Genomic DNA, 24,742 nt, shown 5'->3' on the forward strand with positions numbered 1-24,742 from the left:
GTTGCTCCTGTATCACCCGTTACCCCAGTTGCTCCGGTTACTCCTGTTGCTCCCGTTGCTCCTGTTGCTCCCGTTGCTCCTGTATCACCTGTTACCCCAGTTGCCCCGGTTACTCCTGTTGCTCCGGTAATACCTGCGGCGGCCAATAACGTATAGTCTGGGGACGTATCTGGTGTACCTGTTGGTGGTGTTGTATTCACAACATAGGTTCCACCTTCATATGTCACCACTTGACCTACTGGATAGGTTGGGGCTGTAGCTGGGTCAAACGCCAGGATGCCAGTTAATCCTACACCGGTTACTCCGGTCGCACCAGTATCGCCCGTTACCCCGGTGGCTCCTGTTGCTCCTGTATCACCCGTTACCCCAGTTGCTCCGGTGGCTCCTGTTGCTCCGGTGGCTCCCGTATCTCCTGTTGCTCCGGTTACTCCTGTGACTCCAGTCGCTCCTGTTGCTCCGGTCGCTCCTGTACCTGTGACTCCAGTTGCTCCTGTATCACCCGTCACCCCAGTTGCTCCGGTTGCTCCAGTTACTCCTGTGACTCCAGTATCACCGGTTACACCAGTTGCACCTGTTACTCCGGTGGCTCCGGTAACACCTGCGGCTGCTAATAACGTATAGTCTGGAGAAGTATCCGGTGTACCTGTTGGAGGCGCTGTATTGACCAGATATGTTCCGCCTTCATATGTCACCACTTGACCTACTGGATAGGTTGGCGCTACTGCTGGATCAAACGCTGCGACTCCGGATAAACCGACTCCAGTCGCTCCAGTCACTCCTGTTGCCCCGGTTTCACCAGTTACCCCTGTTGCACCTGTTGGTCCTGTGACGCCGGTGGCACCAGTTTCTCCTGTCGCTCCTGTGACCCCTGTTGCACCTGTTTCACCGGTGGCTCCCGTACCAGTAGCTCCCGTTGGACCAATTTCCCCCGTCGCTCCCGTAACACCAGTGGCACCGGTTGGACCAATTTCTCCTGTTGCTCCTGTGACGCCAGTGACTCCGGTTGGACCAACCTCTCCCGTTGGTCCTGTCACTCCTGTTGCGCCGGTGGAACCCGTGACTCCTGTACCGGTTGCTCCTGTAACGCCAGTCGCTCCTGCAGCGGCCAATAACGTATAATCTGGTGACGTATCTGGTGTGCCTGTTGGTGGCGCCGTGTTAACAAGGTAGGTTCCTCCTTCATATGTCACCACTTGACCTACTGGATAAGTTGGCGCTACTGCTGGATCAAACGCTGCGACTCCGGATAAACCGACTCCAGTCGCTCCGGTCACTCCTGTTGCCCCTGTTTCACCAGTTACCCCAGTTAAACCTGTTGGTCCTGTGACGCCGGTTGCTCCTGTTTCACCTGTTGCACCGGTTGCTCCTGTACCAGTGGCGCCGGTTGGACCAATTTCCCCCGTTGCTCCTGTGACGCCAGTCGCTCCCGTTTCACCTGTTGCACCGGTTGCTCCTGTGCCGGTGGCGCCGGTTGGACCAATTTCCCCCGTTGCTCCTGTGACGCCAGTCGCTCCCGTTTCACCTGTGGCTCCGGTTGCTCCTGTTCCAGTGGCGCCGGTTGGACCAATTTCCCCCGTTGCTCCTGTGACGCCGGTCGCTCCCGTTTCACCTGTTGCACCGGTTGCTCCTGTGCCGGTGGCGCCCGTAACTCCTGTCGCTCCTGCAGCAGCTAAAAGCGTATAATCTGGGGAAGTATCGGGTGTACCTGTTGGCGATGCTGTGTTTACAAGATACGTCTCGCCTTCATATGTCACCACTTGACCTACTGGATACCCTGGTGCCGCTGCCGCATCAAACGGAACAACTCCAGTTAGACCTACACCGGTAGCGCCGGTTGCCCCAGTCGGACCGGGATCTCCCGTAACACCTGTTGGTCCTGTACCTGTTGCTCCTGCAGCAGCTAAAAGCGTATAGTCCGGTGATGTATCAGGCGTCCCTAATGGCGGTGCTGAATTGACCACATACGTACTGCCATCGTATGTCACCACTTGCCCTACTGGGTAGGCTGGTGCTACTGCTGGATCAAATGCCAGAATGCCTGTTAAACCTACACCTGTTGGACCGATTGGACCTGCTGGACCTGCTGGGCCCGCTGGACCTGCTGCACCCGCCGGACCTGCTGGGCCTCTTCTTCCTCTCCCGCCTGGCGGACCTTGAATCACACAAACACAAGGATCTTTTCCGCAGCAAGGATTTTTCACTGATTTTCCTGGCTTCCCTGATCTTCCTTTCTTACAACTATCACATTCCCAGCCATCATCCTTATACGCATCATACCAGCTTCCTTTTTGGTAGTGGTCTGTCGAATGAGTTGGATATGTCTTTCCGCATTGTCTACATCTTCTCATAGAATCACCCCCATCCATCGTATTCATCACGACCAAGAAAGGTGTATGTACATTTTTATTTTTATTTAGAAAGATAAAAAGACCTTGCACGCTATGCACAAGGTCTTTCTTTCATTGAAGTCTCATCGTCATTTTTAAATCTTTTCCTACCATACGATAATCAATATCTACCGGACGGATAGCTTCTTTTAATGTTTTCATCCCTTCTCCTTCAAAGAAAGTAGGCGCATCTTTTCCTCCAATGAATAACGGCGCCATATAAATAATGGCTTCGTTCACAAGTGACGCTTCTAAAAAGGACGCGCTCACACTGCCCCCCGCCTCCACAAGTACCGACATGACAGAACGCTTCTTCAGCATGCGTAACACATCATGGATGTCTGTCCGATTTTCTCCGCTTGTGATAAAGACCTGATGTCCTTTTTGCACCAGTTGATGATATTTTTTTTGATCGTACTTGTTTGAGGTACAAATAATGGTTTCTGCCATATGATCGTTTAAACATTTCGCATGAAGCGGAATCCTTAATGTGGAATCTAAAATGACGCGAATGGGCTGTGTCACGATTGAATCTTTCACAATAAGACCTGCATCATCTTGAATAATGGTTTCGACGCCTGTTACCACAGCATCTGCTTCTTGACGTAATTGCTGCACTTCTTTTCTTGCTTCTGTTCCCGTAATCCATTTGCTTTCTTGATGAGCTGTTGCAATTTTCCCGTCTAACGAAATGGCTGTTTTTAATATGACATATGGAAGATCTGATTGTATGGAATGAAAAAAAGGAAGATTTAAGCTGTCCGCTTCCCGTTTACATATCCCTTCTTCTACTTCTATCCCTGCTTGTTTCAACATCGTGACCCCTTTACCTGCTACAAGCGGATTTGGGTCCCCAGTGGCAATGACCACACGTTTCACCCCGCTCTTTATTATCGCTTCTGAGCAAGGCCCTGTTTTTCCATGATGCGAACAAGGTTCGAGCGTCACATACATATGAGCTCCCTTCGCCTTATCTCCTGCCATTTGCAGCGCATGAATTTCAGCATGCGGTTCGCCCGCCTTCATGTGAGCACCAATTCCAACAATCTCACCTTTTTTGACTACCACTGCCCCGACAAGCGGATTTGGTGAGGTTTGTCCTTTCATGGCCTTTGCGTTGGCAATCGCTAGCTTCATATAAAAAACATCGTCTTTCATGTAAGTCTCCTTTCCTCTCTTTCAAGGGAAAGAACTCCTTCAGGGAATGAAGGAGTTCTATTCTCATGTGCTATATTTTTTCCATCCGTTTCTTTTCAGATCGATCATAGTAAGGCAAGGAATAAAAAAGTTTATAAGATGCTCGTTGTTTACAAAAACAGCATTTGCGACATTCATATTTATTAATGAGGAGCACATGCGGACAATTGAGTACAGACAGACCTTTTTTCATATGTTCCTTGCAAACACTTATCATGAGAATCCCCCGCTTACATTCTTTTTCTTAATGAGAGATTACTTCTTTCGGAAATTGTTCAAATAAGCGTAATACTTCGGTATGCGTCCCATCTTCTCGAACGTGATAAATCCCGCCGTCGTATGAGCTTGCGTATACATCATTGCCTAATTGTCTGATGGCACTAATCCCATTTTTGGCAATTCTAATTGGGCCGGTGTTGACATCCAGCTCTGGATTCCACACTACGATATAGCCCCAATAATCGCCGCTTACAATATAGCCAGAGTCTGTGACTGTGACCGATTTAATCGAATACTGGTGTTCGTTATGCTGGTCTAAAATTCTTCCAGTATGCAAATCAAACAATCTCACATTCTTGTCACGGCTGACAATGGCGATACGATCTCGTTTACTATCAATAAAGACATCATTTAACAGCTCTGTCGCACCGATGTATTCCGCTTTTAAGGATAAACTCTTTTTATCTAAAAGACAGATGGTTCCTTCAACCGCTGCTGTGATGATATGATCTCCTTCTACCTTTAATGCTTTGACCGCACAATCGTGTGCTTTGGAACGGCCGATTTCCTTTAAGTGTTCTGTTGAAATGACATGTACATAACCGCCGTAAGTTCCAATATAAAATTGACGATCCTCCTCGTGGAAATACACGCTGTTGACCGGACCTGTGTTGAGATCAAACGAAACCATTTGCTGTAATGATTCATGAACAATATGCACCTGACTTGCATGGTCTCCCCACGCATAATAGCTTCCATCCCGTGCAACAGCTACTCCATTCGTTAAAACGCCCGTTGATTTAGCAATTTCCATTCCATTTTTTCTGAATTTTCCATCATCTGATGCGGTAATAATATCACCTGCATCAGTCAGCGCAATGTCATTGATAGATGGTGTCGCCATTTCGATCTCATCTGATATGACTTTGCCCTTTTCAATCGACCATTCACAATATGTTTTTCCAAAGCTGGCTCCTAGTATTGACTTCTCATCCTCTGTCCAGACAAGCGAGCGCTCCCACTGATATTTATGAGGCAGCAGTGTATCGACTAAATCACCTGTTTCATAATTCCACAGCTTAATTAAATGGTCGTAGCCTGCTGTCAGCAAGTAATTACCGCTTGGAGAAAAATTCACGCGCTTGACGCCCTGTAAATGGGCTTTGATGATTTTCTTCTCCTGTAAAGTCGCCGCATCGTAAATAATAACGGTGCCATCATCTCTGCCAAGTGCGAATACTTCTTTTTGATTGCTGCCGCTGATCGTATCCAGTTCATAATCAAACGGGCCAATTTCCCCTACAATTTCTCCGGTCTCATACAGCCATACAAGGACGTATCCATCATCACCTGTTGTGTAAGCTTTATCACCATGTATCCATACAGCTAATACATCTTTGCTATGACCATGGAATTCTCTTAAAATAGCACCCGTTTCGATATCCCAGACTAAGCATCTTCTATCTCTGGATACGGATACAAGCAAAGTATCCTGCTTCGCAAAAGCGACGGCTTCTACATCATCCGCATGACCAAACAACGTGCGGATTCGTGTATTTGTGCCTGTATCATATAATTGAATGGTATAGTCTGACGATGCACTCGCTAAATACTTTCCGTTTTCAGAAAGAGATATTGAGTTAATGATATGCTCGTGACTGCCAATGAACGTTCCTTCTCCTGTCTCCCGGTTCCACTGATAAATACAGCGGTCATAGCCGCCAGTGTAAACGATTTGGTCGTGCTGAGTTGATAAAACAGATGTAATTGGTCCTCTATGCATAGTTTTACACTCCCACCTTTATATGTTGTTTTTGACGAGTCACTAAACGAAAACCAGTAAATCGAAAAACGGGATCTGGGTGCTTCCCGTGTCTTCTTGCGACTCTGCATAAATCTCCACCTCTTGCGAAGGAGCCGCCTTTTAAAATGTAGTAGTCACTTCCGAGTGTTTCCGTTAAATCATCGACGACCTCGATGCCGCCTTCATATACGTGATATTTGGTGTTGACCCATTCCTCGACGTTGCCCCCCATATCATAAAGACCAAATAAGGATCTGCCCTTTTCGTAATGACGGACAGGCGTCGTTTTTTCAATATTTGATTCGTGTGTATTGCAGTAAGAAGGATCAAACTCATCTCCCCACGGGTATTGATTTCTCGTGTTTCCCCGGGCAGCATACTCCCATTCTTCTTCCGTAGGAATCGACACATCCATCCCCAGTTTCCCGCTCAGCCACTGACAGAACGAGAAGGCTTCCTCAATGTCCATGCCCCAAGCTGGATGATCTTTTCCCCCGCCAAGCTCTTCGTTCGTTAAGCTCTCTGGGTATGTCTGTCCTGTTTCATCACAATAGCTTTGATACAGTTCATTGCTGACGACCGTATCTGAGATAAAAAATTCGTTGATATACGGCTGATAGGATGGAAATTCTTTGTACAGCCATTTTTGAAATTTTTTCTCACGGCCGTAGGTTGGATTGAGCAGCTTGTCCTTCCAGTATTCTGATGCCTTTTTCATATCTTCTTCATTACTTCCAATCGTTGCATAGCCGCTTGGAATTTGAATCCAATTGATATCAGGTTTCACGCTTTTCTCCCGCCTTCTTTCAATAAACTCGTCTATTGATTAATTAATTTCTTCTCATCGACCATATGCCCTGAGGCTGCTTTTGCCTTTAAATAGGCTTCATTGTAGAGAGAGGCTTCGACCGTATGATCAAACCGCAAAACAGGAAGACCGTAAGCTGCAATAGAATCGACTTTATCTGGATTGTTCGTTAGTAAATGCAATGGTTTCCCTTTGTTTAAATAGTGCAAAACTGCTGCTGCTTCCTCGTAATGCCGATCATCATCCCCGCAGCCGATCAGGCGGTTGGCTTCAAAAGTATCCAGCTGCATTTCCTGTAATTTATACGTCAATGCTTTTGCCATCAGCCCAATAGACCGCCCTTCTTGATTGGCCATATACACCAGCATACCTTTTCCGTAATCGGTGATTTTCTTCAGTGATAATGCAAGCTGTGGACCACAGTCACATTTCAGTGACCCAAACACATCACCTGTTTGGCAGACACTATGGATTCGCACAAGCGGCGGCCGTTCATTTTCAAAGTCGCCAAATAAGAGACAAGAGGAAAAGGTTTGCTGCGCGGTACTCATTTGGACAATCGATTCGATCGTTGGTTTTGTATCCCGTTCAACAGGTGCGAAGGCATACCACTTAAATGGCACTTCTTCATGTTGAATGGAAATTGGCAAATTCACAGGCCCCACGAGCAAATAGTGTTTTTCTTGAAAGGTAAAATGATGAATCATTGATTGTAATTCATCTACAAACTTGTTCATTTGTCTCCCCCCTATTCATCACTGCACCCATAGCGCAGTGATGGAGTGATGAATATGTGTACGCACTCCCTCTGCCTGTGTGCTCCCGCAGAAGGAAATGAATGTGCAGTGTCTCTCATCGCTTTAGACCTTGTCCATTTCCAGTACAAAGGAGCAGAAATCTTGGTTCATATGCTTTTTTTGTCAGAGCAGCAAACGCCCTTGATTGGCAGACGCTCTTTCTTAACTTGAACACCTCTGCTAGCTTTGAATCACTCACCTTTGTACTAGATTTTGACGGCAATGACATGATGCTGGCTTATTCCGGCCTTCGCTTGTAATGGTGATATGGATACAAGCTCAAGACCTGATGTACAAATTTTTTCGCCAAGCTGAGAATCTGAAAACGAAAAATGAAAACGGCCATCTTCTCCGATTAATCCTGTTTTCCACTCTTCTCCCCAGACAACAAGTGAAAAGACACCGCCTTCATGAAGTAAAGAAGAGACCTGTTTTAAATAACGTTCATGATCATCAGGATGTTGATGATGAAAGCAGCCATGATCTAAAATCAAATCAAACTGCATCCCGCGTCCCTGATCCATGGACCATGACATAAAATCTTGATGAACAAAATGGACAGGAACTGTTTCTCTTTTCTGTAACCCTTCCCACTCCTCATGCTCATACAGGTCGATACCGACATATGCGGAAAGCCCGCTTAAATGTTCAAGTGCACGGCCGTTGCCGCACCCGATATCCAGTACAGAAGCAAGTGCATTCTTTTCCCTTGAACGCCATGCCTTTAATGACATCACTGCTGCGTCTGTTAAGGATGGATCAGTGGACCACATATCTGTTCTTTGCTCATAATGCTCTTGGAATGCCATGCGCATCTTTTCTAAATACAATCCACTGTCTTCATGGTACAAAGCCTTTTTCATCATGAAACCTCCTTCAATTCACAATCGTCTTTTCGGGCAAAGGTGGTTTTCAAGCCAAAAACCTTATGTTAGAATGAGAGATGGATTTTTTAGGAAAATCTGTTTGTCTGAAAAAGGAGAGCAGCATCCCACATGTTCACTCTTCTTTTTCAGCATTCATCCTCCTCATATGCAGCCGTTTGAAGGCCGCCTCGCCTCAGCTTGTTCTCTCTTTTTTTCATATGAGTTCACCTCCTTCACCGTTCGATCAACTCACATCCTTTATTGAAACCGCTTTCTCTTTTGTATAAGGACTTAACGCCTTTTGACTATCTCTTGCAAAGTGTTCATAGTAGAAAAACCAATCTACTGTTTAGAATGACTATCATTTTTTTTCAAGTAAATGATTCTTTTTTTTTGTTTTAGTAGACACTTTTGTAACTTAAAGGCGCTTAGGCCTTGGTTTCTGCCACCCCCTTTCACTAAGTGATGCTCCGAATAAACTCATCAGAAATTTAACAACTAATTCCATAATGACTGGAATAAGCCAAATATATTGTTTTTAGTTTATTTTGTCAACAAATTATTTCCTAAACATTAAAATGAATTTCCTAATTGAAAATACAGGTATTTTTCGTGGTTTTTTGACCTTAAAACAATTATTTCTACATAAAAATACAATTTAAACCAATAGAACTAAGAAATTTATCTACTAAATTACACAAGTTTTTTATTTAATTTTAAATCAAAATAGAAAGATACAATAATTATTTCCCGAATGGTTTTTTGTGATATTTCGACTATTTTTTTCTGATTCCCCATGTTTTTCTTTGGTATAGCGGCATTTTCAATTAGAGCGTTTACTATTTATTCCATACTTATGTATTTATTTATTATCATAAAAAAGATATATGTCTCTCCTTCAGACATGGAAGCATGAAAAAAAGCCCCTTACAAAAGTAAGAGGCTTTTTCAGTTGGCGTTTACGCCCAGTTTTTCACTTTTTCATGATCTGTGACAAAGAGAAGCACTTTCCCTTCATCTAAATGTTCTTCAAATGTCTCAGCTTCTTCTTTGGTGAAACCAATTTCATGAATTTTATTGCGGAGTTCATCTCCCTTTTTACTAAAGATGTTCCCAACCGCATGTTTAAGTCCAACTTCTCTTGAGCCTATCGTATTGGCATCTGCATTATTTGCAATACGCTCTGTTCGATCATCGTCATGGGATAGAACATAAATGTCCTCTCTTGCAACACCGATCGATTTTAATTGCTCTACATCTCTTTGAAGTGTTTCATCATTTGAATACTCTCTTACAACAGGTTTCATTTTATATTCCTCCTTTAACGTCTTACGAATCTTTTACCCGTCACTTTTGACATTAAACCTTACAAGAGCACATCCAATTTGCTTAATGAACATACCATGCCTATCGACTTATTTTTGACAAAAAGCCTGTTGAAATGACTAAATTTTCTGAAATATCGTGTTCATTCCTGTTGATTTGTTGTACAATTCTTATACTGGAGGCTAGAAATGAGGGAGAGCTGATGTATTACTTTTCAGCGGAGCAGCAGTTTAATGCTTGGGTTGTCAGTGATTTGGTGAAACAGCTTTTTCAAAAGTGGAATCCTGAAGAAGCGAATACAAAGCCGCTTACATTGTTTGCCGAACAGCACTTTCGCATCTCCATTGATTATCTCTTTTCCATCATTATTAACATTGGAGATATCGAGTCAATTGATCAAGATCCACAAGACCTGTTGTCCTCATATTTGAATATCCTTTTTCCTTTTGTGACGCGCGATATGATGAAAGCCTCCATGCAAAATGCAAACGAATATTTGTTAAAAGAACGTGATGCGGATGTGTATCAGCTGTTTGGCTGTCTCCCGCCGCTCCTCTCTGTATCTTTTCAGAAAAAGTAGTCCCCTTCGATGAGATGGCGGCTGCTTTTTTGTGTGTGTTTTGAAAAGACCGTATGTTTTGAACGAAAAGAAGCATCATGTTAATGTAAATCTAGGCTGTAAGTGAAAGGGAGGATTTGACATGAGTCAACAAAAGCAAATTCAATTAGCTAAACGTCCAAAAGGATTACCTACAAAAGATGTTTTTCATTTTGAAACAGTAGATATACCTGTACCGCAAGATGGAGAGGTCTTGGTTCAAACGAAATATGTTTCTGTAGATCCTTATATGAGAGGACGAATGCAGGATACAAAATCCTATACACCTCCGTTCAAGCTAAATGAAGTGATTCAGGGCGGTGTCGTCGGAGAAGTCGTTGAGTCGAAATCGCCTCAATTTGAAAAGGGTGATTTTGTCCTTGGATTCCTTGGCTGGCAAGAATATTCCACTGCCAAAGCTGAATCTCTGACTAAAATTGATCCGTCCATTGCGCCATTGTCCTATTATTTAGGCATCTTGGGGATGCCAGGGCAAACCGCTTACTTTGGCCTGCTTGCGATTGGTCAGCCAAAAGAAGGCGAGACGGTTGTCATTTCTGGAGCCGCAGGTGCCGTTGGTTCCGTTGTGGGACAAATCGCTAAGATCAAAGGCGCACACGTCGTGGGAATTGCCGGATCTGATGATAAACTCGCTTATTTAAAAGAATTAGGCTTTGATGAAACGATTAATTATAAAACAACGAATGATTTAGATGATGCGATTGCAAAAGCCTGTCCTAACGGCGTTGATGTGTACTTTGACAACGTAGGCGGCGAAATTTCAGATGCGGTGATGAATCATTTGAACCGTTTTGCACGCATTCCAGTATGCGGTGCCATTTCTTCTTATAATATTAGCGCAAGCGAAGATATCGGTCCGCGTGTGCAAACAAAACTCATCAAAACAAGCGCATTGATGCAGGGATTCATCGTTGCCAACTATTCAGATCGTTTTGGAGAGGCAGCGAAGGATCTCGCACAATGGGTAAAAGAAGACAAACTCACATATAAAGAAACAATCATTGAAGGCTTTGATAACATTCCTGATGCATTCCTTGGATTATTCAAAGGGGAAAATGTCGGAAAACAGCTTGTCAAAATTTCATAACAAAAAAGGACCCTCCATGTGGAAGGGTCCTTTTCTTATGCCTGCTTGGGCGCAAGCTGCAGCTGGCCTTGCTTATACACAATTTCTTCAAGCGAAAGATTTAGCTTTTTCGCCATTTTTTTCAGCATTGATTGCTCTTGAGGTGTGACAAGACTGATGACTGCGCCTTCTTTTCCAGCACGTCCGGTTCTGCCTGAACGGTGGATGTAGCCCTCTTCATTTGGCATATCTGCATGAATGACATATGGCAGGTCATCAATATCGATTCCTCTTGCTGCAATATCTGTTGCAAGGAGGAGCGGGAATTCACGCTGTTCAAATGATTTTAATATTACAGCACGCTCAGCTTTTTTTGCTTCACTATGAAGGACACCAAGGTCGACATGGTGATACGCTAATTTCTCTGCATAAATGCTTAAGTTCGTAATGTCACGCACAAAAACGAGCGCCTGCATGTCCTCAAGCCGTGATAGCTTTTGCAGTAGTTTCACTTTGTCACGCTGATCACATAACAGATAATAGTGACCCACTTTCTGCGCTTCTTCCTCACTTCTAGCAATTTTCAATACTTCTGGTTCAGATGTCATTTCTTTGATCAGCTGAACGGTTTCTTCTTTCAACGTGGCAGAAAAACAAAGGATTTGTCTTTCTTTTAATGTGGACTTAATGATCGCTTGGATCGTTTTCATATGCTCTGGCACAAGAAGTTGATCTGCTTCGTCTAATACGATCGTTTTGACTTCATGCATTTTCAGTTTCTTGATTTTGATTAATTCTTGTACTCGGCCAGGTGTCGCCACAACGATGTTCGGGTGTTTCTTTAGCTTTTCTTGCTGCTTCTTGATGTTCGCTCCACCAATCAAGGAAACCGCTTTGATGTCTGATCCTTGTTTGAACTCTTGCACGACATCAAAGATTTGCATCACAAGCTCTCTTGAAGGTGCCAAGATTAAGACTTGCGGATGCTTGATATTGACATCAATTTTATTTAAAAGCGGCAGAACATACGCAAGTGTCTTCCCCGTTCCAGTTGGCGATTCTGCGATCACATCACGCTTCTCCGTAATCCACTCTGCTGTTTTTTCTTGTATAGCTGTTGGTTTTTCGAAGCCAGCCGCTTGAAAGTTCTCTTGAATAAATGGCTTTGCTTCTTTCAAAAATGCCCAATTTTCCGTCATGTCGATCTCCTTTATCCTCATTCAATCTATCCTTTAGTATCTCAAAATCAGCTTTGAAACGCAATTTTTCTTTTGATGCTTTTATCGAGCCGGACAGTTCGATATAATCATGAGAGGCACTAGCCGTTTTGAATCTATTTGAGGTGTAAAAAATGATATTATCTGTTAAAGATTTAAGTCATGGCTTTGGCGACAGAGCCATTTTCCACGAAGTGTCCTTCCGTTTATTAAAAGGCGAGCATGTCGGCTTAATCGGCGCCAACGGTGAAGGAAAGTCAACGTTTATGAATATTATTACTGGCAAGCTGGAGCCAGATGCAGGAAAAGTCGAATGGGCGAAAAATGTCCGTGTCGGCTATCTTGATCAGCATACCGTGCTAGAAAAGGGAAGAACGATCCGTGAAGTCCTTCAGGATGCATTCCATTATTTATTTTCAATGGAAGCCGCGATGAATGACATTTATGGCAAAATGGGTGAAGCCGATCCTGATGAGCTGGAAAAGCTGTTAGAGGAAGTGGGCGTCATTCAGGATGCACTGACAAACAATGATTTCTATATCATTGATTCTAAGGTCGAGGAGATTGCAAGAGGTCTTGGCTTAACGGATCTCGGGCTGGACCGTGATGTGACGGAGCTCAGCGGCGGTCAGCGTACGAAGGTGCTGCTAGCGAAATTGCTGTTAGAGAAGCCAGAAATTCTCCTTCTCGATGAGCCGACCAACTATTTGGATGAGCAGCATATTGAGTGGCTGAAGCGTTATTTACAAGAATATGAAAATGCGTTTATCCTCATTTCACATGATATTCCGTTTTTAAACAGTGTCATCAACTTGATTTATCATGTTGAAAATCAAGAACTCACGCGCTATGTTGGCGACTACGACCAATTTAAACAAGTGTACGAAGTCAAAAAGCAGCAGCTCGAAGCAGCCTATAAAAGACAGCAGCAGGAAGTGGCTGAACTAAAGGATTTTGTCGCAAGAAACAAAGCACGTGTCAGCACAAGAAATATGGCGATGTCCCGCCAAAAGAAACTGGATAAGATGGATATGATTGAACTCGCAGCAGAAAAGCCAAAACCTGAATTCCATTTTAAACCGGCACGTACTTCTGGGAAACTGATTTTTGAAACGAAAGATTTGGTCATCGGTTATGATGAACCGCTCTCCCGCCCATTGAATTTGAAAATGGAACGCGGGCAAAAAATTGCGTTGTACGGTGCTAACGGTATCGGTAAAACGACGCTGCTCCGAAGTCTTCTTGGGGAAATCACACCTATTTCTGGTGAGGTGGAACGTGGAGAATTCTTGCATATTGGCTACTTTGAGCAAGAAGTAAAAGAGCAGAACAGCAATACTTGTATTGAAGAAGTATGGAGCACCTTCCCTTCTTACACGCAATATGAAGTCAGAGCCGCTCTTGCAAAATGCGGATTAACGACAAAACATATTGAAAGCCGTGTATCTGTTTTAAGTGGAGGAGAAAAAGCAAAGGTCCGTCTTTGCAAGCTGATCAACGAAGAAACCAACTTACTTGTTCTCGATGAGCCGACAAACCACTTAGATGTCGATGCAAAAGAAGAACTAAAACGCGCGTTAAAAGAATATAAAGGCAGCGTCTTATTGATTTCTCACGAACCTGAATTTTATCAAGATGTGGCAACCGAAACTTGGAATTGCGAATCTTGGACAACAAAAGTATTATAACGACAAAAAAGCCTTATATCTTCTAAAGATATAAGGCTTTTTCTCATTAATGACCTGCTTGGATATTCACCAAATGCTTACGTCCAAGGAGGAGGATGATCATGCCTAAGAGAACCACAGCAGCCCCGACATAATAAGGTGTACTTGCTGTATAGGATTCAGCGAGAACTCCGGCAATCCAAGGAGCAATCGCGCCCCCAATAAATCGTACAGCACTGTAAGAGGATGAAGCAATTGAACGTTCAACCGGTGCTGACCCCATCACAGCTGTCGTGAGCACTGTATTGATCATACCGAGAATTCCCCCAGCAATGACAATTCCGCAGATCACGACCACAGCATGAGACGTCCATACCCCAATACCGAATAAAATCACAGCAAACGAAGCAAACAGAACGACAAGCGAGGTCAATGTCCCCAGTTTGCGATGAATGACTGGCGCTGAGAAGACAGAGGTCACAGCCAAGAATAGCCCCCATCCAAAAAAGACATATCCAAGTCCATGCTCATCAAGATGGAGCACAAATGGCGAATACGCTAAAAGCACAAAGAAACCGAAATTGTATAAGAAAGCGGCAGATGCCATCGTTAAAAGTCCTTTATATTTTAACGCCCCGACCGCCTCAAATAATTTCACTTTTTTCTGCGGCTTTTGCATAGGTGGAAGCATAAAGGTAATCGCTAAAAGAGCAATAAGCATTAACACGGCAACGCCAAAGAAAGGCCCGCGCCAAGAAATTGTGCCAAGCTCACCGCCAAGTAGCGGTCCAACCGATATCCCAAGACCTAGTGCTGCCTCGTATAAAATAATGGCCTTCGCACTTCCTCCAACCGATACACCAACAATGACAGAGAGTGCAGTTGAAATAAATAAAGCATTCCCAATGCCCCATCCGCCTCTAAAGCCAATTAATTCATTAATCGTAGAAGAAGTACCACCTAAAGCAGAAAAAACAATAATAAAAATGAGTCCAACTAATAACGTCCATTTCGCACCAATCCGACTAGAAATAAAGCCGGTAAAGAACATCACAAAGCCGGTCACAAGTAAGTAGCTTGTAAATAAAAGAGAGACCTGGCTTGGAGATGCGTGTAATTGCGATGCAATGGCTGGCAGGATCGGGTCGACGAGTCCTATTCCCATAAACGAAATCACACACGCAAAGGCAACAGCCCAAACGGCTTTTGGCTGCCTAAGCAGACTTGTACGCTGTTTCAACACTTCTTCTTCCTTCATTCCATCAGAACCTTTCCTTCAAATGTTGACAAAATAAAATAAACACGCAGAGGTGTTTATTTTTGTAATTGCTCAATTGCATGAGCCGCTCTTTCTTTCATCGCTTCAAGATCCTTTTTAAAGGCTTGAATCGTTTCAAGCTTTTTTGTAATCAATTGATGCTGCACAGTCAGCTGCGCATCAATATCTAAAAGCTTCTCTAATCGTTCCTTCGGATCAAGCGACAGCAAGTAGCCTTCTTTATTCAACTCTAGCTGCTTTCCGATTTCCATAAACGATTGAAGCTCCTGTAAAGAAAAACCGAGTACCTCTTTTGCCTGCATCACTTTCTCTAGCTCTTCCATATCGTCCTCTGAGTAAAGTCTGACACCGCCCTCAGTCCGCTTTGGTGCTGATAATAAACCAATCTCTTCATAGAAACGAATCGTCCGTTTTGTCAGTCCGCTTCTTTTCGCCACTTGATCAATTTTCATCCATTCCATCGCCAGTGCCTCCTGCTCATCAATTCATGTTTTATTATACACCTTTATAACCTTAACGTAAACGTCAAAGTTTTAACACTTGATTTATTCCATATGTTATCGCAAAATAAATAGTAATAATTACGATTTATAGGAGGTACCATATGCGCTCATTTCCACCTAAAGTAGAACGGCACCAGCTATTTGGATCAGTACCGCCAAGTCTTGGCACAAAGCCTTGGCAAAAAGAGGACATGTCTGACATTCAAAAAACAGAGCAGGACTTTTATTTTCATCTTGAACAAGTCGGGATCTGCCGCATGTCCTATCCCATACATATCGTATCTAAAACAGCACCACAGCGCCAAACAACCACTGCTGAATTCTCACTGAGTACATCCCTGCCAGCCCATCAAAAAGGCATTCATATGAGCCGTCTCACTGAACAGCTGCACTCGTTTTATGAAAGCAGCAAGCCGCTTGATGTGAATATCCTAAAAGAATTGACGGCAGCGCTCGCCCGGAAAATGAATCAATCCTCTGCTTCCGTTCAAGTTTCCTTTCCATGGTACATGGAAAAACAAAGTCCAGTCACCGGGCAGTCAGGCTTGATGCATGCAACTGTCAAATATGACGTCCATTTTCATGAAAAGGACGGATGGACCTGTCATGTGGGCTGCGGTGCACAGGTCACGACATTATGTCCCTGTTCCAAGGAAATCAGTGAATATGGTGCCCATAATCAGCGCGGGTCTGTTTCCATCCAAGTAGAGTTGTTTGAACAAGCAGCGCTCCCTGACGACATCAAGACCGTTCTTTTACATATCATTGAGTCCAATGCGAGCGCACCGCTTTATCCCGTGCTCAAAAGACCTGATGAAAAGAAAGTGACAGAAGAGGCTTATGAAAATCCGCGCTTTGTAGAAGATATCACAAGGTTAATTGCCATTGAATTATATGAGCAGCCATGGATCAAAGGCTTTCAAGTCGAGTGTCGTAATGAGGAATCCATCCACCAGCATGATGCGTATGCCAAATGCTCCTATCAAAAAAACCTGTAGATCGCTCTACAGGTTTTTGTTTCCACATCTTTATTCATTCATTTCCTCAATCATAAGAGATAGTTCTGTCCAGCGGTCCATTGCTTGTTCTAGTTCTTCCGCAACGGCTTTTTGTTCGTCCATCAGCTCTTGAATTTTCCCAAAATCACTGCCTGCCTCTGCAATGCTGGCTTCGAGCTGCTGATGTTTTTCTTCTAATGCTTGTATCCGGTCTTCAATCCCGTCCCATTCAAGCTGGTCTTTATAAGAAAGTTTTTTTCTCTTTTTAGGCGCAGCTTCTACTTGTTTTTCAGCAGGCTTTGTCTCTGTCCGCTTCTGCTCTTTTTCCTGTTCCATATAATCGCTGTAAGCACCTTGGAAGTGTGAGATTCGCCCATTTCCTTCAAAGACAAGCAGGCGGTGAACCACTCGGTCTAAGAAATAACGATCATGGGACACTGTGATGACGACGCCAGGGAACTGCTCTAAATAATCCTCTAAAATACTGAGGGTTTCTGTATCAAGGTCGTTCGTCGGCTCATCTAAAAAGAGAACATTCGGCTCTTCCATTAAGACCTTCAATAAATACAATCTGCGGCGTTCTCCCCCTGACAGCTTACGAATATACGTCCGCTGCATCGATCTTGGGAAAAGGAAGCGCTCCAGCATCTGCTCTGCTGTTACAATGGCGCCATCAGACGTCTTGACGATCTCAGCTGTTTCCTTGATGTACTCAATGATGGTCAGCTCATCATTCATTTCCTTGTGATCCTGCGTGTAGTAACCAATACGAACGGTTTGTCCAATGGTCAATTGTCCTGAAGTCGGTTCAATCTTACCTGCTAGACAGTTCAGTAAAGTGGTTTTGCCGACTCCATTCGGTCCGATAAATCCAATACGATCGCCTGGCACGACTAAATCTGTAAACCGCTCCACAAGGGTCTGGCCAGCAAATGAAATCGATAAGTCTTCTGCCTCTATCACTTGTTTTCCCAGACGGTGCGAACCGATGGCAAAATCAAGCTCTCCCTTCGCATCAGGTCCTTTTTGATCCTTCAGCTCTTCGACTCTGCCGATACGTGCTTTCTGCTTTGTCGTTCTTGCTTTTGCTCCTCGTCTGAGCCATGCAAGCTCTCGTCTAAGCAAGTTTTGACGCTTCGTTTCTTTCACCTGAGCTTCTGCTTCCCGCTCCGCTCTTTTTTCTAAAAAGACTTCATAATTTCCTTTATACGTATAAAGCTGTCCTTGATTTAACTCATAAATCCGATTGGCCACCCGATTTAAGAAATAACGATCGTGCGTCACGAGGATGACAGCACCGCTATATTGGCTTAAGTATCCTTCAAGCCATTCAATCGTTGCATTATCAAGATGGTTGGTTGGCTCATCTAAAATCAACAAACCAGCAGGCTGAATTAAATTTTTAGCAATGGCGACACGTTTTTTCTGTCCGCCTGATAATGCATGGACAGAGCGGCTTACATCCTTCACGCCAAGCTTTGTCAAAATCGTTTTGGCTGAAAGGTTCGCATCCCAAGCATCCTCCTGATCCATTCGATTTTGCATGCGCATCAGTGCCTCTTGTTTTGCCTCATTTTGCGGATCATGCTCTAAATCGGCGAGTGCCTTTTCATACGCCTTCATCGTTTGAATCATTGGTGCCGTTCCTGAAAAAATATAGTCAAGAATCGTTTCATTCCCGCTCATTTCAGGATCTTGCTCGAGAAATTCGATATCAAGTGTCCCTGCTTTCGTGATGTCACCCTCTTCAAACGATTCAAGTCCTGCAATGACCTTTAGAAGCGTTGACTTCCCTGTTCCATTTGGTCCAATCAATCCGATGCGTTCCTTTGGTTCTATATGAAAAGAAATATGATCAAACAGCGTTTTCTCGCCATAGGTTTTATATAATCCTTCAACATTCAATAAACTCATTTTATCAGCCCTTACATAGATTCTTTCTTTATTTTAAATCAGCCAGTAGCAGAAAACTAGTTTTAAAAAACCCGCTGCAGAAAAGAATGTTTCCTTTTGATGCTCGATACACTATGAAGAGGTGATCTAAAGATGATAACCATTAGCTTATGTATGATTGTGAAAAATGAAGAGGAGGTGCTGGCGGACTGCCTTTCGTCTGTTCAAGACATTGTCGATGAGATGATCATCGTTGATACGGGATCAACAGATCAAACGAAGGAAATTGCTCATTCCTTTTCAGCAAAAGTGCTGGATTTTGAATGGGTTCAGCATTTTGCAAAAGCACGCAACTTTGCTTTCTCACATGCAGGGAAAGAGTATATTTTATGGCTCGATGCTGACGATGTTCTCCTTGAAGAAGACCGCCAAAAACTGCTTCAGCTCAAGCAGACACTTGATCCCTCGGTGAATGCTGTTTCGATGTTTTATCATGTGGGATTCGATGAAAACGGTCAAGTCAATTTCAAATATAGAAGAAATCGCCTTGTGAAGCGTTCCTTGAACTTTCAGTGGTACGGGGCCGTTCATGAGTTTCTTCAAGTGTATGGAAACATCCTTCCTGCAGATATCGCCGTCACACATCAAAAACGCAAGAAAACAACTGCTGGTGAGCCTGGGCGCAACTTGCGAATTTATGAAGACATGCTGGCAAAAGGAGAGGATATGACGCCCCGTGATCTCTTTTACTTTGCCAATGAATTAAGAGACAACGGTCAGCGTGTCAAAGCGATTCGTTTTTATCATGAATTTTTAAACACAAAACAGTGCTGGATTGAGGATGAAATCCGCACATGCCAATATTTAGCGGACTGCTATTATGCGGAAGGCTATGAGGAAGCAGCCTTATCCTCATTATTACGTTCCTTCTTATATGATCAGCCCCGGCCAGAATTTTGCTGCCGGATCGGGGATCATTTAAAAATACAAAATAAACATCAAGCAGCCATCTTTTGGTATGAGCAGGCGCTGAAGGCTCCTGAAAACGAAACAGCTTTCACACTGACACAATATAAAACGTGGTATCCTCACCTCCAGCTTTGCTACTGTTATTATCAGCTCGGCAACCTGGAACAAGCCAAAATACATCACCGTGCCTCCTCGGCCCATCATCCAACTCATCCAAGTGTGCTGTACAATGAAAAAATATTTGCTGAACAGACATAGATTGTCTGACACCACATCCGCCTTCGATCTCTCGGCGGATGTTTCTTTTTATACACTTCTTCGGTTGTGACGTTTAATACTTTAGTGATTTAAAGCGTTTTTCAACCAATTGACTAAATTATCATTTGCGCATATACTAACATTCGTCTTACGAAAAGATTTATCCATTAGGAGGTCAACATGAGTTCTTTATTTCGAAAAAAATCTCTCGACCAGCTCATGCTTGAAAGTCAAACGAAGCGGCTCAGTCGTTCATTAAATACGTTTGATTTAATCTTGCTTGGCATTGGCTGTGTGGTCGGGACTGGGATCTTTGTCATTACGGGGGTTGCTGCGGCAAATGATGCAGGACCTGCGATTATTATATCTTTTATTTTGGCTGCGATCGCATGCGCCCTTGCTGCTTTTTGCTATGCTGAATTCTCCTCATCCATTCCTGTGTCAGGAAGCGTCTATACGTATTCCTACGCAACACTTGGAGAATTTCTCGCCTTCTTAATGGGCTGGGATCTCATGCTTGAATATGTCATTGCGCTCTCTGCTGTGGCAAGTGGATGGTCGTCCTATTTCCAATCACTGCTCAGCGGATTCGGTCTTCACATACCGAAGGCTTTATCAGCTGCACCTGGAGCCGCTGATGGGGCCGTCTTTAACCTTCCAGGCGCACTCATTATTTTGCTCATCACCTTTATCGTCTCAAGAGGCGTCAAAGAAAGTACAAAGCTGAATAACATCATTGTGCTGATCAAAATTGCCATCGTCCTACTCTTTATCATTTCAGGCTTTGCTTACGTCAAACCTGAAAACTGGACACCGTTTATGCCAATGGGCTTTAACGGCGTGATCGCAGGCGCGGCAACCGTCTTTTTTGCTTACCTCGGATTTGATGCGATCGCCAATGCATCTGAAGAGGTCAAAAATCCGCAAAAGGCGATGCCGGTTGGGATTATCGGAGCGCTCGGTGTTTGTACCATTTTATACATCGGGGTTTCCTTTGTCTTAACAGGCATGGTTCACTATACGAAGCTGAATGTCAGTGATCCTGTCGCATTTGCTCTTCAAGTGGTTGGCCTGAATAGTGTGGCGGGTATCATATCAGCCGGTGCTATTATTGGGATTACAACGGTTCTCATTGCCTTGGTATATGCACAGGTTCGCTTAACCTTTGCGATGAGCCGCGATGGGCTTATGCCAAATATTTTCTCAAAGGTTCATCCAAAATCGCAAACGCCCGTTGCCAACACTTGGCTGACAGGTGCAGTCGCAGCCTGTATCGTAGGTTTTGTAAATTTATCGACGCTCGCGAATTTAGTCAGCATCGGTACACTGGCAGCCTTCACGGTGATTTCCATTGCGGTCATCATTTTACGGAAAAAACATCCGAATCTTAAAGCAGCATTTAAAGTACCGTTCGTGCCTGTGCTTCCGATTATCAGTGCGATCATTTGTATGACATTGGCTGCCACACTGAAATGGGAGACATGGAGAGCCTTCCTCATCTGGATCGCCATCGGTGTTGTTGTCTATTTCACCTATGCAAGACGAAAAAGCCATCTGAATGAAACAAATTAGAAAAGAGACTCGGGGATTCCCGGTCTCTTTTTTTTCTTAAACCACGCTGTTTTTGACTGAATTTGAGTCCACCATATCTGGATCTAACACGCTTGAAATCGGAATAACAAGCGGTGAACAATCTCCATTGTCCTCACCAAAACCTTGATTCAATTTCATCGAGAGAAAATAATCAATCTGCTGATAAGGTCCTAGCGTCAGTGATGCACCCCGATCCATTGCATTGATTTTAAAAGCACCGACATTGACGACTGAAGGTGAGAATAACATCACACGTCACTTCCTTTGAATGGGTTTAGCTGCTGGTGAAAAAGAGGCAGGTGAGTCCACTTGATCTCGATCATCTACATGGCTTTTTGTACCGACAAAACCGCTGGCATCTCCAAAATTCTGTCCGTAACCCTGATTTTTTTTATCTGAGTTTTGCCACTCTGCTAACAAATTTTGTCCGACATTCACCGCCGACGCATTTTCAAAGGAATTAATTTTTAACATGAAAATATTAATATTGATATACGGAGTTGGTTGAACCACAGATAAACCTCCTTTTTATAGGTATATGCAAGCACCCATCAAGTATGTTAACGGGAGGTCTTCACATGGACTTCGAAAAAATGAAACAGTGGATGGATATTGCCCAGCAAATGCATGGAGATGATTTTTGGAAAATGATCTTCGACGATGAGCAAAGATCCCCCTTTATGGCAAACGGTCCATCTCCATTTACATTCACACAGCAGGATCAGCGGGGATCAGATGCGTCGTTTCCACCAATCGACATGGTGGAAACCCATGCAGAAATTCAATACTTAATTTACTTGCCTGGCTACCGAAAGGAAGATGTTCAGGTGTTATCATATGGTGAATATTTGGTTGTGAAAGGACAGCGTTTTTCCTTTTTTAACGAGCAGGACTTTCGTCAAAAGCAAGGGAAGTATGGTCCGTTTGAAAAGAAAATCCGCCTTCCAGAAATGATTCTTGGTCAAATGAATGCTGCCTTTAAAGACGGTGTACTTTACATCCGCCTGCAAAAGGATGAAGGAAAAGCGACTGCTATCATCATAGATGACGAATATTGATACTCACTGCGTCTATTTGATCACGATCATCAATTGTTTCAATTGGCAGGATCGTGATCACGCCATCAGCATTCTGTTCCCCAAAGCCATTGTTTCGTTTGATCGTACTGCAATGTTTGCGAACAAACGTCGAGCCAAACGTCATGGATGATCCTGTGCCAATCGAATTCGTTTTCATATGGGCAATGTGAATCTGAGTAGGCAGCATATACTTCTCCCCTTTCTTGTCATCTCTATAAGTATATATGCGATAGCTTTTCCATAGACTAGAGCAAGGCAGAAGAAAAGGTTGTGGTCTACTTGAAACATTTCATTCAATCACTCTTTAAAAAAACTGAATCCAGTCCATCCCCATCTGTCGTTGAGCTAGAAAAAAGACTCGCCGCTCTTGAGCAAAAAATGTCTGCACCAGCTCCTCCTGTCTCAGAGGATACACATATTCATATCGAATCCCTGCACGTGGACAAAATTGATTACCATTTAGAGTTTGGGGAGCTTTCTATTGACCAGCTTCAAGGCAGGCTCAATATTGGGGCAACCTATTACACGCCAAAGGAAACGCGCATCAAAAAATCCACACAAACACCAAAGCCAAAAGAAACAAAAACACCGGTCGTCTCAATTCGATCAAAGCCTTCTTCTTCTTAATGCACTCAGCTTTTCAGCACAATCGGCAGCCAGAAATAGACCGCAAGAACAATCACCACAATACTGATGATATTTAACCAAAAGCCTGCCCTGACCATATCTGATATTTTCAGCACATCCGCACTAAAGACAGCGGCGTTTGGCGGTGTGGATATCGGCAGCATAAACGCGCAAGAGGAAGCCAAAGCAGCAGCGGCCATTAACCCATACGGCTCGATTCCAATCGCAAGCCCAAGCCCTACCGTTATCGGAATAATCATATTGGCAACAGCCGTATTTGACATAATTTCAGTCATAAACAGAATCGCTCCCGTTAAAATAATCAACAGCATGATATACGAAAGCCCGTTTAAATGCTGTAGATTTTCTCCGATCCATCCTGTTAGATTGGTTTCTGCAAAGCCCGTAGCGAGCGAAAGCCCTCCTCCAAACAAAAGCAAAAGTCCCCAAGGCAGTTGTTTCATATCCTGCCATTCTAATATTCTCTCTCCATTTGTTGCTGGAATGAGAAATAACAGCATGGCACCGAAAATGGCGATAGACGTATCAGATACGGTCATCCCTCCAAACAAAAAGAGCTTAAAAATCCATAAGAACGCCGTCATGAGAAAAACAACAAATACCCATTTTTCTTCTCTTTTCATTTTTCCTAAATCCTCTAATCCCTTTTGAATGAACGATGCACTCATTTCACCTGTGTGTTCTACCTTGAACTGTACCCTCGTCAAATACAAAAATAAGAGAATGAGCAGAATCAGCGCAACAGGAAAACCAAACATAAACCATTCAAAAAACATAATCTCCCGATCTAGCAGTTTTTTTGACATCGCAGCAAACACCGCATTTGGCACAGAACCGACAAGTGTCGCCAATCCTCCTATTGACGCTGAATACGCAACCGACAATAAGATGCTTTTACTGAATCGATCAAGAGATGGACCAGATAAGATTTTATTTGTCTTAACCTCTTTAATCACTGCAAGTGCCACTGGCAGCATCATGAGGGCAGTCGCTGCATTCGAAATCCACATAGATAAAAAAGCAGTCGCGATCATGACACCTAATACAATGCGATCACTTCTTGTGCCAATCACCCTTAAAATGTGTAAGGCCATTCTTCTATGTAATTTCCATTTTTCAATGGCAATTGCGATCATAAATCCTCCCATGTACATAAAGACGATCGGATCTCCATAAGACCTTGATGCCTGTTCCATAGAAAGCCCGCCAAGTGTCGGCAGCAGGATGATGGGCAATAAAGATGTAGCAGGAATGGGAAGTGCTTCAGTCACCCACCATGTGGCCGTCCAAGCCGTAATGCCCAAGACTACCCTCGCAGCATAGGTCAATTCATCTTCAGGTATGAGAAAAAAAATGAGCAAAAAGAGTGTCGGTCCAAGAACAAGTCCAATCAAATTCACCTTTTTATAAACGATAACAATTCCCCCTAATGAAAGCGCTTGTCATATTTTTTCTAATTTTTCACATTCGATGATCTTTTAATAAATCCTTTAAATCATAAGAAAAAATGAAGATATATTTCATTAGAAATAGCTGTTTTTTAACCCCA

The 24,742-nt window shown here is 43.6% G+C and carries 22 protein-coding genes and 1 pseudogene; 8 read left to right on the forward strand and 15 right to left on the reverse strand.

Annotated elements, in window-relative coordinates; translation table 11 throughout:
* The 7 genes and pseudogenes from AMR95_RS05685 to AMR95_RS05715 all read right to left on the reverse strand — a co-directional run.
* Positions 1-2,348, reverse strand: a pseudogene (locus AMR95_RS05685) (hypothetical protein); the annotation flags it as partial.
* A 111-nt stretch (positions 2,349-2,459) separates the two neighbouring features.
* Positions 2,460-3,545, reverse strand: coding sequence for a bifunctional diaminohydroxyphosphoribosylaminopyrimidine deaminase/5-amino-6-(5-phosphoribosylamino)uracil reductase RibD (gene ribD, locus AMR95_RS05690; protein WP_058837804.1), 1,086 nt, complete (start codon positions 3,543-3,545; stop codon positions 2,460-2,462).
* 283 nt (positions 3,546-3,828) lie between these two features.
* Positions 3,829-5,586 (reverse strand): WD40 repeat domain-containing protein, encoded by a 1,758-nt coding sequence (locus AMR95_RS05695; RefSeq protein ID WP_058837805.1) that lies wholly within the window; start codon positions 5,584-5,586, stop codon positions 3,829-3,831.
* Between the two features lie 4 nt (positions 5,587-5,590).
* Positions 5,591-6,394 carry a formylglycine-generating enzyme family protein gene (locus AMR95_RS05700; protein ID WP_039177089.1) on the reverse strand — a complete coding sequence of 268 codons (804 nt, stop codon included), beginning with the start codon at positions 6,392-6,394 and terminating at the stop codon, positions 5,591-5,593.
* 32 nt (positions 6,395-6,426) lie between these two features.
* Positions 6,427-7,152: a GTP cyclohydrolase II gene (locus AMR95_RS05705; protein WP_034282729.1), complete on the reverse strand. Its 726-nt coding sequence runs from the start codon at positions 7,150-7,152 to the stop codon at positions 6,427-6,429.
* 266 nt (positions 7,153-7,418) lie between these two features.
* Positions 7,419-8,075 carry a class I SAM-dependent methyltransferase gene (locus AMR95_RS05710; RefSeq protein WP_058837806.1) on the reverse strand — a complete coding sequence of 219 codons (657 nt, stop codon included), beginning with the start codon at positions 8,073-8,075 and terminating at the stop codon, positions 7,419-7,421.
* Positions 8,076-9,037: 962 nt separating this feature from the next.
* On the reverse strand, positions 9,038-9,385 hold the full coding sequence (locus tag AMR95_RS05715; protein WP_039177084.1) for a general stress protein: 348 nt from the start codon (positions 9,383-9,385) through the stop codon (positions 9,038-9,040).
* Between the two features lie 221 nt (positions 9,386-9,606).
* Between AMR95_RS05715 and AMR95_RS05720 the strand changes: the two genes are divergently transcribed.
* Positions 9,607-9,984, forward strand: coding sequence for a YfmB family protein (locus AMR95_RS05720; RefSeq protein WP_041087183.1), 378 nt, complete (start codon positions 9,607-9,609; stop codon positions 9,982-9,984).
* Between the two features lie 121 nt (positions 9,985-10,105).
* The gene (locus tag AMR95_RS05725) at positions 10,106-11,110 is read left to right on the forward strand and encodes an NADP-dependent oxidoreductase (RefSeq protein WP_058837807.1); all 1,005 of its coding nucleotides are present in this window, start codon (positions 10,106-10,108) and stop codon (positions 11,108-11,110) included.
* A gap of 35 nt (positions 11,111-11,145) precedes the next feature.
* Here AMR95_RS05725 and AMR95_RS05730 read toward each other — a convergent pair whose 3' ends face one another.
* Positions 11,146-12,288 (reverse strand): DEAD/DEAH box helicase, encoded by a 1,143-nt coding sequence (locus AMR95_RS05730; protein ID WP_058837808.1) that lies wholly within the window; start codon positions 12,286-12,288, stop codon positions 11,146-11,148.
* 152 nt (positions 12,289-12,440) lie between these two features.
* Here AMR95_RS05730 and AMR95_RS05735 point away from each other — a divergent pair, with 152 nt between their 5' ends.
* Positions 12,441-13,994, forward strand: coding sequence for an ABC-F family ATP-binding cassette domain-containing protein (locus AMR95_RS05735; protein WP_024426645.1), 1,554 nt, complete (start codon positions 12,441-12,443; stop codon positions 13,992-13,994).
* 46 nt (positions 13,995-14,040) lie between these two features.
* On the opposite strand, the gene AMR95_RS05740 is transcribed toward AMR95_RS05735, so the two are convergent.
* Positions 14,041-15,231 carry an MFS transporter gene (locus tag AMR95_RS05740; RefSeq protein WP_039177075.1) on the reverse strand — a complete coding sequence of 397 codons (1,191 nt, stop codon included), beginning with the start codon at positions 15,229-15,231 and terminating at the stop codon, positions 14,041-14,043.
* A gap of 56 nt (positions 15,232-15,287) precedes the next feature.
* Positions 15,288-15,713, reverse strand: coding sequence for a MerR family transcriptional regulator (locus AMR95_RS05745; protein WP_058837809.1), 426 nt, complete (start codon positions 15,711-15,713; stop codon positions 15,288-15,290).
* A 143-nt stretch (positions 15,714-15,856) separates the two neighbouring features.
* On the opposite strand from AMR95_RS05745, the gene folE2 reads away from it, so the two are divergent.
* Positions 15,857-16,753: a GTP cyclohydrolase FolE2 gene (folE2, locus tag AMR95_RS05750; RefSeq protein ID WP_058837810.1), complete on the forward strand. Its 897-nt coding sequence runs from the start codon at positions 15,857-15,859 to the stop codon at positions 16,751-16,753.
* Positions 16,754-16,783: 30 nt separating this feature from the next.
* Here folE2 and AMR95_RS05755 read toward each other — a convergent pair whose 3' ends face one another.
* Complete coding sequence (locus AMR95_RS05755) at positions 16,784-18,667, reverse strand: ABC-F family ATP-binding cassette domain-containing protein (protein ID WP_058837811.1); 1,884 nt, start codon at positions 18,665-18,667, stop codon at positions 16,784-16,786.
* Between the two features lie 132 nt (positions 18,668-18,799).
* Here AMR95_RS05755 and AMR95_RS05760 point away from each other — a divergent pair, with 132 nt between their 5' ends.
* Together AMR95_RS05760 and AMR95_RS05765 are read left to right on the forward strand one after the other, a co-directional pair.
* The gene (locus AMR95_RS05760) at positions 18,800-19,873 is read left to right on the forward strand and encodes a tetratricopeptide repeat-containing glycosyltransferase family 2 protein (RefSeq protein WP_058837812.1); all 1,074 of its coding nucleotides are present in this window, start codon (positions 18,800-18,802) and stop codon (positions 19,871-19,873) included.
* A gap of 180 nt (positions 19,874-20,053) precedes the next feature.
* The gene (locus AMR95_RS05765; RefSeq protein WP_039177068.1) at positions 20,054-21,445 is read left to right on the forward strand and encodes an amino acid permease; all 1,392 of its coding nucleotides are present in this window, start codon (positions 20,054-20,056) and stop codon (positions 21,443-21,445) included.
* A gap of 36 nt (positions 21,446-21,481) precedes the next feature.
* On the opposite strand, the gene AMR95_RS05770 is transcribed toward AMR95_RS05765, so the two are convergent.
* Both AMR95_RS05770 and AMR95_RS05775 read right to left on the reverse strand, forming a co-directional pair.
* Positions 21,482-21,715, reverse strand: coding sequence for a hypothetical protein (locus AMR95_RS05770; protein ID WP_024424583.1), 234 nt, complete (start codon positions 21,713-21,715; stop codon positions 21,482-21,484).
* Positions 21,716-21,721: 6 nt separating this feature from the next.
* On the reverse strand, positions 21,722-21,979 hold the full coding sequence (locus AMR95_RS05775; RefSeq protein ID WP_003213975.1) for a hypothetical protein: 258 nt from the start codon (positions 21,977-21,979) through the stop codon (positions 21,722-21,724).
* 65 nt (positions 21,980-22,044) lie between these two features.
* Here AMR95_RS05775 and AMR95_RS05780 point away from each other — a divergent pair, with 65 nt between their 5' ends.
* Positions 22,045-22,524, forward strand: coding sequence for an Hsp20/alpha crystallin family protein (locus tag AMR95_RS05780; RefSeq protein ID WP_024424582.1), 480 nt, complete (start codon positions 22,045-22,047; stop codon positions 22,522-22,524).
* On the opposite strand, the gene AMR95_RS05785 is transcribed toward AMR95_RS05780, so the two are convergent.
* A complete protein-coding gene (locus tag AMR95_RS05785) occupies positions 22,505-22,732 on the reverse strand; it encodes a hypothetical protein (protein ID WP_058837813.1) in 228 nt (75 codons plus the stop codon). The genes AMR95_RS05780 and AMR95_RS05785 overlap by 20 nt on opposite strands.
* A gap of 83 nt (positions 22,733-22,815) precedes the next feature.
* Here AMR95_RS05785 and AMR95_RS05790 point away from each other — a divergent pair, with 83 nt between their 5' ends.
* Positions 22,816-23,172, forward strand: a complete 357-nt coding sequence (locus AMR95_RS05790; protein ID WP_144490792.1) for a hypothetical protein — start codon at positions 22,816-22,818, stop codon at positions 23,170-23,172.
* A gap of 5 nt (positions 23,173-23,177) precedes the next feature.
* On the opposite strand, the gene AMR95_RS05795 is transcribed toward AMR95_RS05790, so the two are convergent.
* Complete coding sequence (locus tag AMR95_RS05795) at positions 23,178-24,593, reverse strand: SLC13 family permease (protein ID WP_058837814.1); 1,416 nt, start codon at positions 24,591-24,593, stop codon at positions 23,178-23,180.
* Between the last annotated feature and the right edge of the window lie 149 nt (positions 24,594-24,742).

It is taken from the genome of Bacillus sp. G1(2015b), assembly GCF_001482475.1.
Lineage (GTDB): Bacteria > Bacillota > Bacilli > Bacillales > Bacillaceae > Bacillus > Bacillus safensis.

Coding starts and splice junctions, on each gene's coding strand:
- ribD (WP_058837804.1), bottom strand. CDS start 3,545: ATGAAAGACGATGTTTTTTATATGAAGCTAGCGATTGCCAACGCAAAG.
- AMR95_RS05695 (WP_058837805.1), bottom strand. CDS start 5,586: ATGCATAGAGGACCAATTACATCTGTTTTATCAACTCAGCACGACCAA.
- AMR95_RS05705 (WP_034282729.1), bottom strand. CDS start 7,152: ATGAACAAGTTTGTAGATGAATTACAATCAATGATTCATCATTTTACC.
- AMR95_RS05710 (WP_058837806.1), bottom strand. CDS start 8,075: ATGAAAAAGGCTTTGTACCATGAAGACAGTGGATTGTATTTAGAAAAG.
- AMR95_RS05715 (WP_039177084.1), bottom strand. CDS start 9,385: ATGAAACCTGTTGTAAGAGAGTATTCAAATGATGAAACACTTCAAAGA.
- AMR95_RS05720 (WP_041087183.1), top strand. CDS start 9,607: ATGTATTACTTTTCAGCGGAGCAGCAGTTTAATGCTTGGGTTGTCAGT.
- AMR95_RS05725 (WP_058837807.1), top strand. CDS start 10,106: ATGAGTCAACAAAAGCAAATTCAATTAGCTAAACGTCCAAAAGGATTA.
- AMR95_RS05730 (WP_058837808.1), bottom strand. CDS start 12,288: ATGACGGAAAATTGGGCATTTTTGAAAGAAGCAAAGCCATTTATTCAA.
- AMR95_RS05735 (WP_024426645.1), top strand. CDS start 12,441: ATGATATTATCTGTTAAAGATTTAAGTCATGGCTTTGGCGACAGAGCC.
- AMR95_RS05740 (WP_039177075.1), bottom strand. CDS start 15,231: ATGAAGGAAGAAGAAGTGTTGAAACAGCGTACAAGTCTGCTTAGGCAG.
- AMR95_RS05745 (WP_058837809.1), bottom strand. CDS start 15,713: ATGGAATGGATGAAAATTGATCAAGTGGCGAAAAGAAGCGGACTGACA.
- folE2 (WP_058837810.1), top strand. CDS start 15,857: ATGCGCTCATTTCCACCTAAAGTAGAACGGCACCAGCTATTTGGATCA.
- AMR95_RS05755 (WP_058837811.1), bottom strand. CDS start 18,667: ATGAGTTTATTGAATGTTGAAGGATTATATAAAACCTATGGCGAGAAA.
- AMR95_RS05760 (WP_058837812.1), top strand. CDS start 18,800: ATGATAACCATTAGCTTATGTATGATTGTGAAAAATGAAGAGGAGGTG.
- AMR95_RS05765 (WP_039177068.1), top strand. CDS start 20,054: ATGAGTTCTTTATTTCGAAAAAAATCTCTCGACCAGCTCATGCTTGAA.
- AMR95_RS05770 (WP_024424583.1), bottom strand. CDS start 21,715: ATGTTATTCTCACCTTCAGTCGTCAATGTCGGTGCTTTTAAAATCAAT.
- AMR95_RS05780 (WP_024424582.1), top strand. CDS start 22,045: ATGGACTTCGAAAAAATGAAACAGTGGATGGATATTGCCCAGCAAATG.
- AMR95_RS05785 (WP_058837813.1), bottom strand. CDS start 22,732: ATGCTGCCTACTCAGATTCACATTGCCCATATGAAAACGAATTCGATT.